Below are 16,912 nucleotides of genomic sequence, written 5' to 3' on the forward strand. Positions count from 1 at the left end.
CTGTGTAGCATCATCCCAAAAATTTCTCAATAAAACTTTACTCTGAGTAGAGTGCGTGTCAGACAAAAAAATGAACAAGGATGAGTTGAGCAAAACTGAAGTCGTTGCCAGTCAAGGATCTTCGCCCCCGCCGACCGGGTGGCAGGGTGCGATCGCGCGATTTTTTAAATTTGAGGAATTCCACACCAACTTTCGCACCGAAGTGTTGGCAGGCGTGACCACGTTTATGACAATGGCATATATTCTGGCAGTCAATCCGGGAATTTTGTCAAATGCCATTTTTCTGGAAAAACCGCAAGATTTATTTGGGGAGTTGGCGATCGCAACCGCGATTTCCAGCGCCATTGCGACCTTGATGATGGGATTAACGGCTAATTATCCGTTTGCCTTGGCACCGGGAATGGGACTCAATGCCTTTTTTGCCTTTTCTGTCGTTTTGGCACTGAAAATTGATTGGCGAGTTGCCCTCAGCGCCGTTTTGATCGAGGGGCTAATTTTCATTGCCTTGACGCTATCAAGTATTCGCAGCCAAATTATCCGCGCCATTCCTGAATGCCTCAAACAAGCGACAGCAGCGGGAATTGGTTTATTTATCGCTTATATTGGCTTGGCTGGCGATCCGAAAACGGGGGGTGCGGGGATTATTGTAGCGAACCCCGTCACGAAAACAGCCTTGGGCAACTTGCAACAGCCACAAACACTGGTAGCGATCGCGGGGATTCTGATCACATTTGCTTTTGTCGCTCGCCGGGTCAAAGGAGCGCTGTTATGGGGAATTCTCTCCACTGCGTTGCTGGGATGGATTCTTGGCATCGTACCTCCGCCTTCTGGAATTATTGCACTTCCCCAGTGGCCTGGAGACTTAATTGGTCAAGCTTTACAGGGGTTGAGTCAGATTAACCAAACCAACATCTGGAATTTGATCGCTGTCACCTTTGTCTTTTTGTTCATCGATCTCTTCGACACCATCGGCACTCTCGCCGGTGTTGGCATCCAGGCAGGCTACATTGATGAAAATGGGGAACTGCCCCGCGCAAGTGAAGCGCTGATGGCAGACGCCGTAGGAACCACTGTGGGGGCAATTCTGGGCACTTCCACCGTCACAACCTATATCGAGTCAGCCGCTGGCGTCTCGGAAGGAGGACGCACCGGGTTTACTGCCGTTGTCGTCGCCGCTTTATTTAGTTTGTCGATATTTTTTATCCCTTTGTTGGCAGCAATTCCCGCCTTTGCCACGGCACCCGCACTGCTCGTTGTTGGCGTCTTGATGGCAGGAAATGTCCGCCTAATACGTTGGGACGATCCTGCCGAATCAATTCCCTCTTTTTTGACGATTCTCCTGATGCCTTTGACTTACTCAATTGCCGAAGGTTTATCAATTGGGTTTATGACTTATCCACTGGTAAAAACGTTTCAAGGAAAAGCGCACGAAGTCAGTTTAGCTGTGTGGATTTTAGCTGGAGTATTTGTACTGAGATTTGTATTTATGGCGGTAAACTCTGCTACGTAAAGTAACGACTTAGAAGCCAGCAGAAACTCCATTTCTAAATCCTTTTGCCAAAAAATTGCTTTTTTAAACCACAAAGGCACTCAGACACCAAGATGAAGAACTTCGTGTTTCCTGAATGTCTGAGTAGCTTTGTGGTTCATCTTATCCAATCCCTTGCGTCATCAAGCTGGGTAGTGTGGAAATACTAACTTGTATGTCTGAATATTGAGCTTTATTTAGGATTCGAGAATTTGTAGGGGGGTCTGGGAACGATAAATCGACTGGCGAATTATCCTTATTTTTAGGGATTCCCATAAATTTATTCCCAATTAACGCTACCCACACTCTTATAAAAATGATTCTTCCCCTTCCCGGTTACGAACTCGTTGAAGCCCTACATGAAGGCACCGATACCATTATTTATCGTGCTTCTAGGCAGTTGGATAAAACACCAACGATCGTTAAAGCGATCAAAGCCGAGTATCCCACCTTAGAAGAACTGACCCGGCTAAAACATGAATATAAAATTTTAGAAACCTTAGTAGATATAGAAGGAGTTGTCAAGTCCCTAGCTTTAGAAAATTATCAGAATGGTCTAGCACTTATCTTGTCAGATTTTGGGGCAATCTCGCTAAAAAATTATATTAGCGATCGCTCTTTAGACTTAAGCGAACTTTTAAACATCGCCATTCAGCTAGCATCCACGCTTGCTCAACTGCATTCATCCCAGATTATTCATAAAGATATTAAACCTCACAACATCATCATTAACCCAGAGACAAAGCAAGTTAAAATCATCGACTTTAGCATTGCATCGCGTCTAGAAAGAGAAAACCAAACCCTTGGCAACCCCACCTTACTCGAAGGCACTCTCGCCTATATGTCACCGGAACAAACCGGGAGAATGAATCGGTCGCTTGACTACCGCACCGACTTCTATTCTCTAGGTGTCACCTTTTATGAAATGCTCACAGGTGAATTGCCTTTTAATGCTACCGAACCTCTGGAATTGGTACACAGCCATATTGCTAAAATGCCACTTCCACCTCATCAACTAAATTCGGAAATTCCAGAGGCAATTTCCAATATTGTAATGAAACTGTTAGCTAAAAATGCTGAAGACCGCTATCAAAGTTCAGAGGGTTTAAAGTTTGACTTGGAAATCTGTCTAATGAAGCTACAGACTACCGTAAGAATTTCTGACTTTATTCCCGGTAGTGCTGACAAAGCAGGTCAATTACTGATTCCTCAAAAACTTTATGGTCGTGAGGCGGAAGTTACTACCCTGTTAAATACCTTTGAGCGAGTCTCCAATGGTACCGGAGAAATGATGCTTGTTTCCGGTTATTCCGGCATTGGTAAAACTGTTTTAGTCAATGAAGTTCACAAACCCATCGTTCGGCAACGGGGATATTTTATTGCAGGTAAATTCGATCAGTTTAAGCGCAATATTCCTTATGCTTCCTTGATTCAAGCATTCCAATCCTTAACTCAACAACTTCTAACCGAAGGCGAAGCAGAAATTCAAATTTGGAAAGAGAAACTCTTAGGTGCTTTAGGCGTTAACGGGCAAATAATCGTTGATGTGATTCCCGAAGTTGAACTGATTATCGGCAAACAATCACCCGTAGCAGAACTAGGGGCGACTGAAGCTCAAAATCGTTTCAGCCGTGTATTTAAACAATTTATAGGCGTATTTACAACTGTTGAACATCCCCTAGTTATCTTCCTGGATGACTTGCAGTGGGCGGATTCAGCATCGCTGAAATTGCTCGAACTGCTAATGATCGATACCAATAACAAGTATTTATTGCTGATTGGGGCATATCGAGATAACGAAGTTTTCCCCACGCATCCAACAATTCAAACGATTGACAAGATTCGCAAAACTGGGGCGGCAGTAAATGATATTGTCCTTCAACCCTTAAACCTGGTTCATGTCGAAGAATTAATTGCCGATACTTTAAATGAATCAGTAGAAACGCGAAATTTAGCCTCTCTACTTTTCAACAAAACTCAGGGAAATCCTTTCTTCTTAAATCAACTGCTCAAAACCCTTTATCAAGAAGATTTATTAACTTATGATTTATATTCTAGAACATGGCGCTGGAATATTAAGCAAATTCAAGCGATCGGCATCACCGATTATAATGTTGTCGAACTGATCGCTAGAAATATTCGCAAGCTGCATTCAGACACCCAGAAAGTGTTAAAACTGGCTGCTTGTATTGGCAACACTTTTAATTTAGAAGTTTTGAGCGTTATCAATGAAGAATCCTCCTTGGTTACAGCGGCACAGTTGTGGTCAGCGCTTCAGGCTGGTTTAATTTTACCTTTGAGCAATGAGTACAAAATTCCGTTGGTATTTAGTCAAGAAGAATCCGGTGGATTTACCTTGACTGATGTCAAAGTTGACTACAAGTTTTTACATGACAGAGTGCAGCAAGCTGCCTATTCTTTGATTCTAGATGAAGAGAAGAAAGCAACACACTTGAGAATTGGTCAATTACTGCTACACTCCACAACGCCAGAAGAACGAAAAGAAAATATCTTCGCTTTAGTTAACCAACTCAATTACGGTACTGACTTACTAAAAACTGAAGCAAAAAAATATGAACTAGCCCAACTCAACCTGATTGCAGGTCAGAGAGCCAAAGCAGCTACAGCGTATGACTCGGCTGTTAAATACTTGCAAGTAGGTTTGGGACTGTTGGCAGATTCTAGCTGGAAGAGTCAGTATGACCTAACATTAGCGCTGCATACCGAAGCAGCAGAAGCAGCATACTTAAGCGGTGACTTTGCTCAAATGCAGAGATTGGCTGAAATCGTGCAAAACTGCGCCAAAACGCTATTGGACAAAGTGAAGATATCCGAAGTCCAGATTCAAGCTTATATGGGGCAGAACAAGCTGCTGGAAGCACTGAATACGGGGCTGCAAGTCTTAAAGCATTTGGGGGTAGAGCTTCCTGACTCGCCAAACCCGTCTGATATTGGGCAGGCGCTGGGGGAAACTGCGGCAATTTTGAGCGGAAAGCGAACTGAGGAATTAATCGATCTCCCTGAAATGACTGATCCTCATCAACTAGCAGCGATAAGGATTCTGTCAAGTATATTTTCTGCTTGCTATTCTGCGATGCCCTCACTGGTGCCTTTAACAATATGTAAACAGGTCGATTTATCCGTTCAATATGGCAATGCTTCTGTGTCTCCCTTTGCATATGCCGTATATAGTCTTCTTCTTTGCGGGGCTGTAGGAGATATTGAGGGGGGTTATGAATTCGGTCAATTAGCTTTGCGTTTAGTATCTAAGTTAAATGCTAAAGAAATCGAGGCCAAGACGTGCCACTTGGTCTATGCTGCCGTTCAACATTGGAAGGAACACGTCAGGAATATTCTAGAACTTTTCCTGTCAACTTTCTCTAGCGGGTTGGAAACCGGAGATTTAGAATATGCTGGCTATGCCATCATGGTGTGGAGTCATTACTCGTTTTTTGTTGGCAAGGAACTAATGCAACTCGAACGAGAGATAGCAACTTACACGGATGCCCTTCATAAAATTAGCCAAAAAACAGCACTTAATAATACAAAAATTTGTTGGCAAGCCGTCTTAAACATGATGGGAATAACCCAAAATGTATACCAGTTAAAGGGGGAAGCCTATGACGAAGATAAAATGCTACCGCTATATCAGCAAACCAACAACCAACTAGCAATTCATTACTTATACTTGCACAAGCTTGCGCTTAGTTATGTTTTTGAAAATTACGCGGAAGCCTTAAAAACTATTCCTCTGATAGAAAGTTCTTTCGGTTCGTCTACAGGACAGCTAACTGTTGTTATCTTCTATTTCTATGATTCCCTAGTACGGCTAGCTGTATATTCTGATTCACAGTCTGAACAACAGGATATTCTTAATCGAGTACAAGCTAATCAAGAAAAAATGCAAAAATGGGCGCATCATGTCCCAATCAATCATCTGCACAAATTCTATCTAGTAGAGGCAGAGCGGCTTCGGATTTTAGGCGAAAAAATAGAAGCGATGGAGATGTACGATCGGGCGATCGCACTCGCTAAAGAAAACGAGTATATCAACGAAGAAGCATTGGCTCACGAACTAGCTGCTAAATTCTATCTGTCATGGGGTAAGGAAACTATTGCTCAAACTTACATGACAAATTCCTACTACGCTTATATGCGCTGGGGAGCAACAGCCAAAGTTGAGGATTTAGCAAAACACTACTCCCAATTACTCGCCTCTGTCCTTAACCAAAAATTGGGCAAAAAGACAGGCACTACGATTAAACAGACGCGCCAGAAAACCATTAGTTCTAGCACTTCCGGTGTTTCAGAGGTTCTAGATTTGGCAACAGTGATGAAAGCATCCCAAGCGATTTCTAGCGAAATTGTGCTAGCCAACTTGCTCGATAAGTTGATGAAAATTTTGATAGAGAATGCTGGTGCAGAAACTGGAGCGTTGATTTTATCAAGAGACGGTCAATTCTTCCTAGAAGCATTGGGGACTAAAGATGAGATCCAAGTGCTGGAATCCCAGGCACAATTAACCAGTCAGCAGTTGCCTATTTCGGTACTGAATTATGTTTCTAGAACCCAAAAAGATGTTGTTTTAAATGATGCCAGCCACGAGCAAATCTTTAACGCCGATCCCTACATTAGCCAACATCAACCCAAGTCACTGCTCTGTACTTCGATTCTCAATCAAGGTAAGCTCACTGCTATACTTTATCTAGAAAATAATCTGGTTGTGGGAGCTTTCACTCAGCAACGAGTGCAAGTATTGCGGATGTTATCGGGACAGGCTGCGATCGCTCTAGAGAATGCACGACTCTATGCTCATTTAGAATCTGCCAACCAACAACTAGAAGAATACAGCAATACTCTGGCGGCGAAAGTAGAAGAGCGAACGCTGGAGTTGCAGGAAAAGAATGTCCATTTACAAAAAGCCCAGGAAATCGCTCAATCAGCCAACCGCGCCAAGAGTGATTTTCTTGCCAACATGAGCCATGAATTGCGAACACCGCTCAATGGCATTTTAGGTTATGCTCAAATCCTCAAGCGGGACAAAAATTTAACCGATTTACAAAAAGAAGGTTTAGGTATTATTCACCAGTGCGGTGACCATCTGCTAAACCTGATTAATGATATTTTAGACCTTTCCAAAATTGAAGCTAGGAAAATGGAACTCCACCCAACAGATTTTCATTTTCCAGAGTTTCTAGAAGGCATTGCCGAAATCTGTAACATCCGTGCCGAACAAAAAGGCATTTCTTTAATTTACGAGCAGATTACTCAACTTCCCACAGGTGTTAGAGCTGACGAGAAACGATTGCGGCAAGCTTTGCTAAACTTACTCGGCAATGCTGTCAAATTTACTGAAACTGGAGGCGTGGCTTTTAAAGTCGGCTATTACAAAGGCAAAATCCGGTTCCATGTGGAAGATTCAGGAATTGGCATGGCACCAGAGCAATTAGAAGAGATATTTTTGCCGTTTCAGCAGGTGGGAGAAAACCATCGCAAATCTGAGGGAACCGGATTAGGATTGGCAATTACCCGCCAATTAGTTCAGATGATGGGTGGCGAAATTCAAGTCCAAAGTATTTTAGGAAAAGGCAGTATTTTCTTCTTTGATTTAGATTTACCTGAAGTTTTTCAATATGCTGAAGGTGTCAAACAAGATCAAAAAAATATCGTAGGATTTAAAGGCTATAAGCGGAAAATCCTCGTAGCAGACGATAAGCGAGAAAATCGCTCAATTTTGCTCAAGATGCTATTGCCTTTAGGGTTTGAAATTTTGGAAGCGATAGATGGCAAAGACTGCCTGAAGAAAGCGGCTGAATTTAATCCCGATTGCATCTTAATGGACTTGATGATGCCTGAAATGAATGGCTTTGAAACGACTCGGCGCATTAGGCGATCGCCCGAACTAAAAGATGTGATAGTGATTGGAACTTCTGCCAGCGTTTTTGATTTCGATCAGAACAAAAGTAAGGAAGCAGGCTGCAATGATTTTTTACCCAAGCCAATCCGAATACCAGAGCTTTTAGAAAAGTTACGACTTCACTTAGGGCTGGAGTGGGTTTATGAAGAAAACGAAAATCAACTAGAAAAAGACAATAAAGAAGAAAATTATCAGCCCAAAAACCGAAGCAATCAGCATTCATTAGCTACTCCATCAGCAGAGGAAATTGCAGCTTTATTTGATTTAGCAATGAAGGGCGATCTCAAAGGCATTGTAGAGCGAAGCGATCAACTAGAAGAATTAGATATTAAATATGCACCTTTTTCAGGCGAATTGCGTCAACTAGCTAAAAGCTTTCAAGTTAAAAAGATCCGCGAATTTTTAAGGGCTGTAGGAAAAAATTAATGAATCCTTCAAATATTGAAAATGGGGTAATTTTAATCGTTGATGACAACCCTACAAATTTAGGAGTGTTGTTCGATTTTTTAGTGAATTCAGGCTTTCAAGTATTAGTAGCGCAGGATGGCGAGGATGCAATTGCTCAGGTTGATTATTCCCCGCCCGATCTGATTTTATTAGACATACTCATGCCCGGTATAGATGGGTTTGAAACTTGTCAGCAATTGAAAGCGAAGGAATCAACGAAAGACATCCCCGTAATTTTTATGACAGCGCTTTCTGAGACTGTGGATAAAATCCGGGGATTGAATCTTGGGGCGGTTGATTACATTACTAAGCCGCTTCAACATGAAGAAGTTTTATCCCGAGTCAAAATCCATTTAAGCTTGCGAAATCTGACTAAAAGATTGCAGAAACAAAATGTGCATCTGGAACAGGAGATTGAAGAGCGAACTAAGGCAGAGAAAGCACTTTTAAAACTTACATCTGAGTTAGAAGGGCGGGTAAAAGAAAGGACGGCTGAACTTTTCCTATCCAATCAGCTGTTGACCCAATCAAATCAGCATCTGCAACAGGAGATCCAAGAGCGCATCTCTACTGAAGCAGCCTTGCAAGAATCAGAAGCACGCTATCGAGAACAAGCGCATCAGCTTAAACTTTCCTTCCGCCAACTTCAAGAAACTCAAAGCCAACTGGTTCATAGTGAAAAAATGTCTAGTTTGGGGCAACTGGTAGCGGGTGTCGCCCATGAAATTAACAATCCCGTTAACTTCATCTATGGGAATCTTACTCACGCCCATCACTATAGCCAAGATTTGCTCGACCTCTTGAGCCTCTATATGAAGTACACTCCTGCACCGCCACCTGAAATTAAGGAACACGCTGAGGCAATAGATTTAGAATTTTTAATTGAAGACCTGCCCAAATTGCTGAGTTCGATGAAAGTTGGATCTGACCGCATCCGCGAGATTATTTTGTCGTTGCGGATTTTTTCCCGCATGGATGAAACCCAAATGAAGCCTGTGGATATTCATGCTGGGCTAGATAGCACGCTGCTGATTTTGCATAGTCGGTTCAAAGATAGCGCTAACCATCCAGGTATTCAACTTGTCAAAGAATATGGCAATCTGCCTCTGGTGGAGTGTTATGCAGGTCAACTCAACCAGGTGTTTATGAATCTACTGGCGAATGCAATTGACGCTTTGGAGGAGTATGACAAAAAGCGATCGCCTGAGGAGATTTTCTTTTGCCGCAGTACGATTCGGATTCGCACCGAAGTAACTGACAATGAGTTTGTGACAATTTGGATTGGGGATACTGGCCCCGGTATAGCAGAGGAAGTACGCGATCGCCTATTCGATCCCTTCTTTACGACGAAAGCAGAGGGTAGAGGTACGGGTTTGGGATTATCGATTAGCTACCAGATTGTAGTCAACAAACATGGTGGTCAGATCACGTGTATTTCAGCACCAGGACAGGGGGCGGAGTTCATGATTAAAATTCCGGTTCGGTCGTGCCCTCCAGAATTAGGTTGCCAATGCGCCATTTTGGAAGAAAGCGGAAATTCGGTCTAATATCAGAACCCGTCAGGTGTCAACTTAAGATTGGCTTAGCGGTTGAAACCACCGCGATACAGACAAAATCTGCCTTCTCCGGTTCAAAACTTATGATTCCATGAGTCCCCGCAAGCCGGACTTAGTTTATTTAGCCGTGGCTTCCAGTCGCTAGCGCTTCAGTAAAACTAGCAGTATCTTCAATTAAACACTATCAAACTTCCACTTTTTCAACGCTAAACCGTAATATTACTGAGATTTAATAAAAGATGGATTGGCGTACATACTGCTAAATCCCTTACCTGCCTGTAGCTTAGACAACACTTCACTAAGTCTTTGTTATTTGCTAGGAAAAGATGAATTTTCTGTAAAGATTCTGTAAAGACTCTCTGGAGAGTCAGTATTTCCCCTAGGGATTGCTTAGGATATAGCGGAAGCACTCCTAAGAAGCTGAGTATTTTTACTTAATTTTTGGCTTATATCTACAAAACGAGCAAGAAACTGATTTCCACAAGTTACGTGTTTTTACGAGAACCTTAAATTTTCATCTACAAAATTAGATGGCTTGTGATTCTGAAAAGCGTGCAGAGGCTAATCAAAAGAACATAGAGCTTTTTGAAACTGGGTTTAAGTACTTGATATTTGTGGATTGGAAGAGGATATAGGAAAATCTATATGCCAAAAACTGGGACTCAGGCTAAAACTAATACTAAACTAAATAGCCGAGGTTCCCACTCCTGGGAACTTCCTCCAACTTGGCTACAATTTTTAGTCATCAGCGTACTGGTTTTAGGCATATTTTTTCGATTTGCAAATTTGGATCGAAAAGTTTACCAACACGACGAAGCTTTTACCTCAATGCGGATTTCTGGCTATTCCAAACCAGAAGTGCAACAGCAACTTTTTGATGGTCGTGTCATCAGTGTTGAAGATTTACAAAGGTATCAGCGTCCCAATTCAGAAAAAGACTTAATTGATACCATGCAGGTGCTGGCGCAATACCCAGAACATCCGCCGCTATATTACGTGATGGCACGATTTTGGGTGCAGTGTTTTGGTAGCTCGGTGGCAGTGACAAGAAGTTTGGGTGCCCTAATTAGTTTACTAGCATTTCCTAGCATTTATTGGCTGTGCAGAGAATTATTTGAGTCATCGTTGACGGGATGGATAGCGATCGCTATCATCGCTATTTCACCTTTACACGTACTGTACGCGCAGGAAGCGCGGCAGTATAGCTTGTGGACGGCAATTGTCTTGCTATCGAGTGCAGCACTGCTACGAGCTATCCGGGTTAAAACTAAGCTAAGTTGGGCGATCTATGCAGTTACTGCGGCATTGGGACTCTATTCAAACTTATTTTTTGGGCTGACTTTAATCGGTCATGGGATTTATGTCATCTTAACTAAAGCCCATCGAGAAAATAAAACAGTTATTGCTTATTTAGTGGCATCGATAGCAGCGTTTCTAACTTTTGTACCCTGGGTTTGGGTGGTTTTAAGTAGCGATCGCATCATTGACAGAGTGGCATCAGCTCCAAAACCACCCAATTTATTTACTTTAGTTAAATGGTGGACTCGGAATCTCAGCAACATTTTCTTAGATGTAGATCCTAGCGGTTACTGGTTCGATCCGATTGGTTATGACGATCCTTTTTCTATTCCTCTTAGTTTAATCTTAGTTGGTTATTCGATTTATTTTCTCTATCGCCATACCCCAGCGAAAGTTTGGCTATTTATTTTTACTTTTACTGGGATGGCGGTTATCCCCCTCATGCTACGAGACTTAATGACTGGGGGATTTTTATCTACAGCACCGCGATATTTGATCCCATCTTATTTAGGAATCCAGATAGCTATTGCTTACCTCCTGGCTAGTAAAATTACTTGGAGTTTTAATTCCATCCGGCAACAAAAACTGTGGCAGTTTGTGATAGTTGTTCTACTTTCGTGCGGAGTTTTGTCCTGTGCAATCAGCTTTCCAGCAGACGTATGGTGGAACAAGTTTATGGACACTTATAATCCTCAAGTGGCTCGCATCGTTAACCAAGCTTCTCATCCACTTGTGATTAGCGATACTAAGATTCCGGGAAGTGTATTATCTCTCAGCCGCCTACTCAGTCCGAAAGTACAGCTACAGTTGGTGAGCCAACCAAAAACATTTCTAGCTGCTGATGGTTTCAGCGAGATATTTTTATTCGATTCCTCAGATACTTTACGAAACCAACTTGAGAAAACACAGGGTTACAACTTAAAAATAGCTTTCAAAGGCTACAAGTTTGAACTTTGGGAAGCAAAAAAATAGCGGAGGCAATCCTATTTTATGCCTAAACAAGAATTTGTGAATAATTGGTAATTGGGGATAGGATAAAACTCAATAATCTATTCTTTACTCAGTAAACGGACAAACTGAATTATTTATAGCCTGAAGAAAGTGTTTGTCGTTCTACCTTAAACCCTTGTCAATGTTGCATTTTTTACCTCAAGAGCACCGACAAGATAACTAGCGATCGCAATCTCCAACGCCGCTATCCTCATGCTCAAACTTTAAGCGATGGCTCTGATCCTAGATACTGTGAATCAGTCGCAAAATCAGTCGCACACCTGCTACCGGAATCTGGCAGCAACTGGGTTGGGCGTTCGCGCTTAAAGGCTGATACGTCTAGGGTTGTCCACCCATCTCCCATTTTTGCCGATCGCCGCTTCTTAACCTCTACTTAGTCCAAAAGGGAGATTAAGTCAAAAAGGAAGATTAGTAAATATTGAAGCAAAGGATTCAATACGCTAGTTTTTAGGGCGTCTTATGCAAACTATTTACGGAAATCTTCAAGGATTACAATCGAGCCATATCAAGCAACTACAGCGGCTTTACGAACAGCGCCAACCAAGCGATCGCCTGACGACTCCGGAATTCGCTCAAGCGCTAGCCGAAATTAGTACGTCCATTCATCACCCTGTATGCTGTTACATCAATCGACGCGGACACCCAATCCGAATCGCCGTCGGGACTCCCAGCCAAACGCAAATTCCGCCCCAAGAGTTGCCCCGGCATAAGGGCGAACACTTGAGTGGAATTCGCTGTCTTGCCACTCAACTCAAATCCGATCCACCGGATACAGCGGCACTCAGGGCAATGGCACAGCAGCGCCTAGACGCCTTAGCGGTGTTAGTTCCCAGGGGCGATGGAGCGCGACGAAATGGTGAAGCCGCAGGCGATGTCAAAGAAGCTTATCTTGCTCACCTGGTTCCCGAAGCAGAAAAGCCCTGGGTTATTTCTCGTCCCCTTAGCTTAGATGACCTGACAGAGCAAGGCTTTGACGACTTAGTAGATGAATGGGAGAGTGAGTTCTCCGAGTCAGGCTTTGAAACATCGCAATTCCACGAGAATAACTCAAAAGGCGATTGCGCTACCGCGCAGCCTTCGGATCGCGTTCTGCTGGTTGGGTTGATGACAGAAGACGTCTCTCCCCAGCGGTTTCAAGATGGTCTGGAGGAACTCGTTCGCTTGGTTGAAAGTGCCGGAGGACAGGTATTAGAGACAATGCAACAAAAGCGATCGCGTCCTCATCCTCAAACGGTCGTCGGTCATGGAAAAGTTGAAGAAATTGCCCAACGCGCTCATCAACTGGGAGCCAATATCATTGTCTTTGACCGAGATATCTCTCCCTCTCAAGCTCGTAACCTAGAAACCGAGATCGGTATCCCTGTCGTAGACCGGACTGAAGTAATTCTCGATATCTTCGCTCAACGCGCTCAATCCCAAGCGGGTAAATTGCAAGTGGAATTGGCGCAACTGGAATATATGCTGCCTCGACTGAGGGGTCGGGGTCGGGAAATGTCCAGACTAGGAGCCGGGATTGGTACGAGAGGACCGGGTGAAACCAAACTAGAAACAGAGCGGCGAACCATTCAGCGCCGAATTGCCCAACTCCAGCAGGAAGTCAACCAATTACAAGCGCATCGCTCCCGGATTAGACAACAACGGCAAGAGCAAGAAATTCCCTCGATTGCCGTGGTTGGTTATACCAACGCTGGGAAGTCCACCCTGCTGAACGTGTTAACCCACGCCGAAGTTTATACGGCAGATCAACTATTTGCCACCCTCGACCCCACAACTCGAAAGCTAGTCATTACAAACCCCGAAACCCAAGAGCGGCGGACGATTCTTCTGACAGACACGGTCGGGTTTATTCACGAACTCCCGCCACCGCTCATGGATGCCTTCCGAGCCACCCTGGAGGAAGTAACGGAGGCGAATGCCATGCTTCATGTCGTCGATCTATCCCATCCCGCTTGGGAAAGCCACATCCAGTCGGTCATGGAAGTGCTTGGAGAAATGCCTGCCCTTCCAGGTAAAGCTTTGATTGCCTTTAACAAGGTCGATCAAGTAGATAGCGAAACGCTAGCCTTCGCTCAACAACAGTATCCCGAAGCTGTGTTTATTTCAGCTACTCAACGCTTAGGTTTGGAGACCCTACGCCAGCGGATGGTGCAACTGGTTGATGAAGCAGTTTCACAACCGCACTAATAAAAATGTGACAAGAAGCCAGTAGTTACGGTGTCTATTTTTGGCGATGTCCCCCGCTTAAAAAGGGGTTATAAGCATTTTCCCCCTTTTTAAAGGGGATTCGGGGTTTCCTCTGGGGAGAGGGGGGATCGAGTGTATAGGACACCCAGTTAAGTCAAGAACCAGCAAGCTAAGCAAACAAGAATTCACACACTATTTGCAATGATCAACAATCCAATAACGTGGAAGTACGTATTTCAAACCAAAGCTATCATTAACTGGGTCGAATCTGTAGCTTTGTTGTTATCTGACCAATGGATTCGCCAAATCCTGGGTCAAGAACCCCTCACTAATCCTGAATATTTACATCTGTTTGGCGCATTGGTATTTACAATCGGGATTGGTTATTGGTGGGTTGGTAAGGATATCTCTCGCAATCACGACCTTATAAGATTTGGAATTTGCGCCCAAGTTTCTGTCTTTATCGTTTTGGCTTATCACACCTTAATCGGTGGTCTTCACCCATTTTATTTAGTTCCGGGTATCATTGACCTTACCTTTGCGATTCTCTTTAGTTTATTTCTCTCCTCTTATGAGCGGATTAAACCAGCTTTAGAGTAATTAGAGTCGAGTATATGCAACTTAGAACCCCACCCCTACCTGTGAACGGGGAGGGAGAAATCTTACCTTCCTATGTCAACGGGAAATTATACCAGTCATAAATAATTCCTGAACGCAAGATACCCGACTTCTCCAAGAAGTCGGGTATCTGAATCTCGCATCTGACAACTCAAATAGGAGAGAACGCAACATGACACAAAAACATGGCCCTTGGACAATCCAAGAAACAAATCGAAAGTACCAAAATTCATTTATAAATGTTCGTGAAGACCAAGTTCTCCAACCTGATGGACAATCGGGTACGTATGCTACCGTCACGATGAAATCTGGCGTTGCTATTTTGCCAATCGATAGCGATCGCGTAGTCTATCTTACCCGGCAATTTCGTTATGCGCTTGGCAAAGAAAGCATTGAAGTTGTCGCTGGTGCTATTGAGGAGGATGAACCGCACCTGGAATCTGCACAACGAGAAATTGAAGAGGAACTGGGAATTAAAGCTTCGGAATGGCTCGATCTCGGAGTTTTTGACTTAGATACATCAATTGTCTGCTGTCCGGTGCGTCTATTTCTAGCAAAGCAATTAACATTCACCCAATCCCATCAAGAAGGAACGGAAACGATAGAAACAGTTCGGATTCCCTTAAGTGAAGCGGTGCAGATGGTCATGGATAGCGTAATCACACACGCGCCAAGCTGTGTGCTGATTCTGAAAGCGAATAAGGTACTTGGCGAATAATAGGCGATCGCGCTGACACTGGCTAAACATATCACCACAAACTTTGCAACGCATGAATTGCAACGCATGAATAAGTATCACGATCGGGATGCACTCAAACTAACTCATGGCAAATGTGGCTATGGAACGAGGCATTGCAATTTCTTCCCCACGATCCTCCCCTAATTTGGTTGCGGCTTCCTTTTCAATCACTTTTAGTCGCTTGGGCTTGGTGGTTTACCAGAGATAATGATTCAGTGCAATTGGAACAACTGAATGAGTGAGAAACAAGAGCCGGAATTTCAATTTTTTTCAGCAGCCCCGCTGCTGCAAATTGGTACTAGCGGTTGGGTTTATAAGCACTGGATGGAAATCTTTTATCCAGCGCAGATGCCTGGAAATCAACAATTACCATTTTACGCACAGCACTTTCCAACTGTAGAAATCAACTTTTCTTTCTATCGTCTGCCAGAGCGGTCTGTATTTGAAACATGGCGAGAACAAACGCCTGAAGGGTTTCTTTTTGCTGTGAAAGGTAGCCGTTACCTTACCCACATGAAAAAGTTAAAAGAGCCAAATGAACCGCTATCTCGCTTAATGGAACGAGCGGGCGGTTTGCAAGAAAAACTAGGCCCAATTCTGTTCCAATTTCCTCATACTTGGCCCCTTAATATGGAGCGCCTTCAGCCATTTTTAGAATTGCTTTCTTCTTATCCAGAACAACGTTATACATTTGAATTTCGACACCAAAGTTGGCTAATTCCACAGGTGTACGAACTATTAGAACGTGCGGGTGCAGCCCTTTGTTTGCCAGTCAGTCCCACGGTTCCGCTAGATATTCGTTTGACTGCGCCCTGGACTTATATCCGGATGCACAGTGGGCAATGGGGCGTTGGCTACAGCGATGAAGAATTGTCTACCTGGGCTTCCCATATCCGCTCATTTCTTCAACAAAAGATTGACGTGTACGTGTATTTCAACAACGACCCAGATGGTCATGCTATCCACGATGCTGAACGCCTGAAAGCATTACTGTCCATGAATTGTTCAACGTTTTAGTGATGAGGAAAAGCAAATAATACCTGGCGATTGGAAATCGCGGCTACGCAAACAAAGTCCGCCTGCGCGGACTATTGAACTCTGCTTCTGTCAGGTTTAGCGTGTAAGGACGCGATCGCTCGTTTTCTGTGATGCAGGGAAATTGTTAGCGCTGGCTGTGTCGTGGGAATACTGAGAAAGAATGCGATCGCTCGTTTCCTCTGATGCAGCTAAATTGTTAGCGCTAGCTGTGTCGTGGGAATACTGAGAAAGAATGCGATCGCGCCTCTTAAGTTTTAGCACCCAGGAGAAAATCATGAGTTTAACAGTTACAGCAACGTTTATGCTTGCTGACTGGATCGCCAAAGGACTTGCAGATGGAACCTTTGAGCGCGTTGGGGGTGTGATCCGGGAAGTAGGAACGAAACACGTTGTTACGTGGTTGCATGACATCGGAGCAAATTCTTCTCAAATACCAACGCCAACTGCTTCTTCTCCCAATTTACGTCTAATGTGAATTAGACAAAGGAACGGGAGAGATTGAGAATCAAAGTACCACCCATGAAACTCATCTCTCCGATGACTAGCATAGACTTTCCTAACTTGATGATTGTCGT

At 43.7% G+C, this 16,912-nt stretch carries 10 protein-coding genes; 9 read left to right on the plus strand and 1 reads right to left on the minus strand.

Features of this window, described 5'->3' with window-relative positions:
• Positions 1-70: 70 nt before the first annotated feature.
• The 8 genes from NC996_RS25225 to NC996_RS25260 all read left to right on the plus strand — a co-directional run bounded on the left by NC996_RS25225 (position 71) and on the right by NC996_RS25260 (position 16,316).
• Positions 71-1,510: an NCS2 family permease gene (locus NC996_RS25225; protein WP_190684842.1), complete on the plus strand. Its 1,440-nt coding sequence runs from the start codon at positions 71-73 to the stop codon at positions 1,508-1,510.
• A gap of 334 nt (positions 1,511-1,844) precedes the next feature.
• The gene (locus NC996_RS25230) at positions 1,845-7,871 is read left to right on the plus strand and encodes a hybrid sensor histidine kinase/response regulator (protein ID WP_190684845.1); all 6,027 of its coding nucleotides are present in this window, start codon (positions 1,845-1,847) and stop codon (positions 7,869-7,871) included.
• Positions 7,871-9,439 (plus strand): response regulator, encoded by a 1,569-nt coding sequence (locus tag NC996_RS25235; protein ID WP_190684848.1) that lies wholly within the window; start codon positions 7,871-7,873, stop codon positions 9,437-9,439. The genes NC996_RS25230 and NC996_RS25235 overlap by 1 nt, the downstream gene beginning before the upstream one ends.
• A gap of 654 nt (positions 9,440-10,093) precedes the next feature.
• Positions 10,094-11,719: a glycosyltransferase family 39 protein gene (locus tag NC996_RS25240; RefSeq protein WP_190684851.1), complete on the plus strand. Its 1,626-nt coding sequence runs from the start codon at positions 10,094-10,096 to the stop codon at positions 11,717-11,719.
• A 498-nt stretch (positions 11,720-12,217) separates the two neighbouring features.
• Positions 12,218-13,942 carry a GTPase HflX gene (gene hflX / locus NC996_RS25245; protein WP_190684854.1) on the plus strand — a complete coding sequence of 575 codons (1,725 nt, stop codon included), beginning with the start codon at positions 12,218-12,220 and terminating at the stop codon, positions 13,940-13,942.
• A 201-nt stretch (positions 13,943-14,143) separates the two neighbouring features.
• Complete coding sequence (locus tag NC996_RS25250; RefSeq protein WP_199303031.1) at positions 14,144-14,542, plus strand: hypothetical protein; 399 nt, start codon at positions 14,144-14,146, stop codon at positions 14,540-14,542.
• A gap of 190 nt (positions 14,543-14,732) precedes the next feature.
• A complete protein-coding gene (locus NC996_RS25255) occupies positions 14,733-15,278 on the plus strand; it encodes an NUDIX hydrolase (RefSeq protein WP_190684856.1) in 546 nt (181 codons plus the stop codon).
• A 255-nt stretch (positions 15,279-15,533) separates the two neighbouring features.
• Complete coding sequence (locus NC996_RS25260; RefSeq protein ID WP_190677357.1) at positions 15,534-16,316, plus strand: DUF72 domain-containing protein; 783 nt, start codon at positions 15,534-15,536, stop codon at positions 16,314-16,316.
• Positions 16,317-16,412: 96 nt separating this feature from the next.
• Here the strand turns inward: NC996_RS25260 and NC996_RS25265 are convergent, their stop codons facing one another.
• Positions 16,413-16,613, minus strand: coding sequence for a hypothetical protein (locus NC996_RS25265; RefSeq protein WP_190677358.1), 201 nt, complete (start codon positions 16,611-16,613; stop codon positions 16,413-16,415).
• Between NC996_RS25265 and NC996_RS25270 the strand changes: the two genes are divergently transcribed.
• The gene (locus NC996_RS25270; protein ID WP_190684859.1) at positions 16,612-16,812 is read left to right on the plus strand and encodes a hypothetical protein; all 201 of its coding nucleotides are present in this window, start codon (positions 16,612-16,614) and stop codon (positions 16,810-16,812) included. The two genes, NC996_RS25265 and NC996_RS25270, sit on opposite strands and share 2 nt — an antisense overlap.
• The last annotated feature ends 100 nt before the right edge of the window (positions 16,813-16,912 follow it).

Origin of the sequence: Trichocoleus sp. ST-U2, assembly GCF_039961875.1 — a bacterium.
Taxonomy (GTDB): domain Bacteria; phylum Cyanobacteriota; class Cyanobacteriia; order Cyanobacteriales; family FACHB-T130; genus FACHB-T130.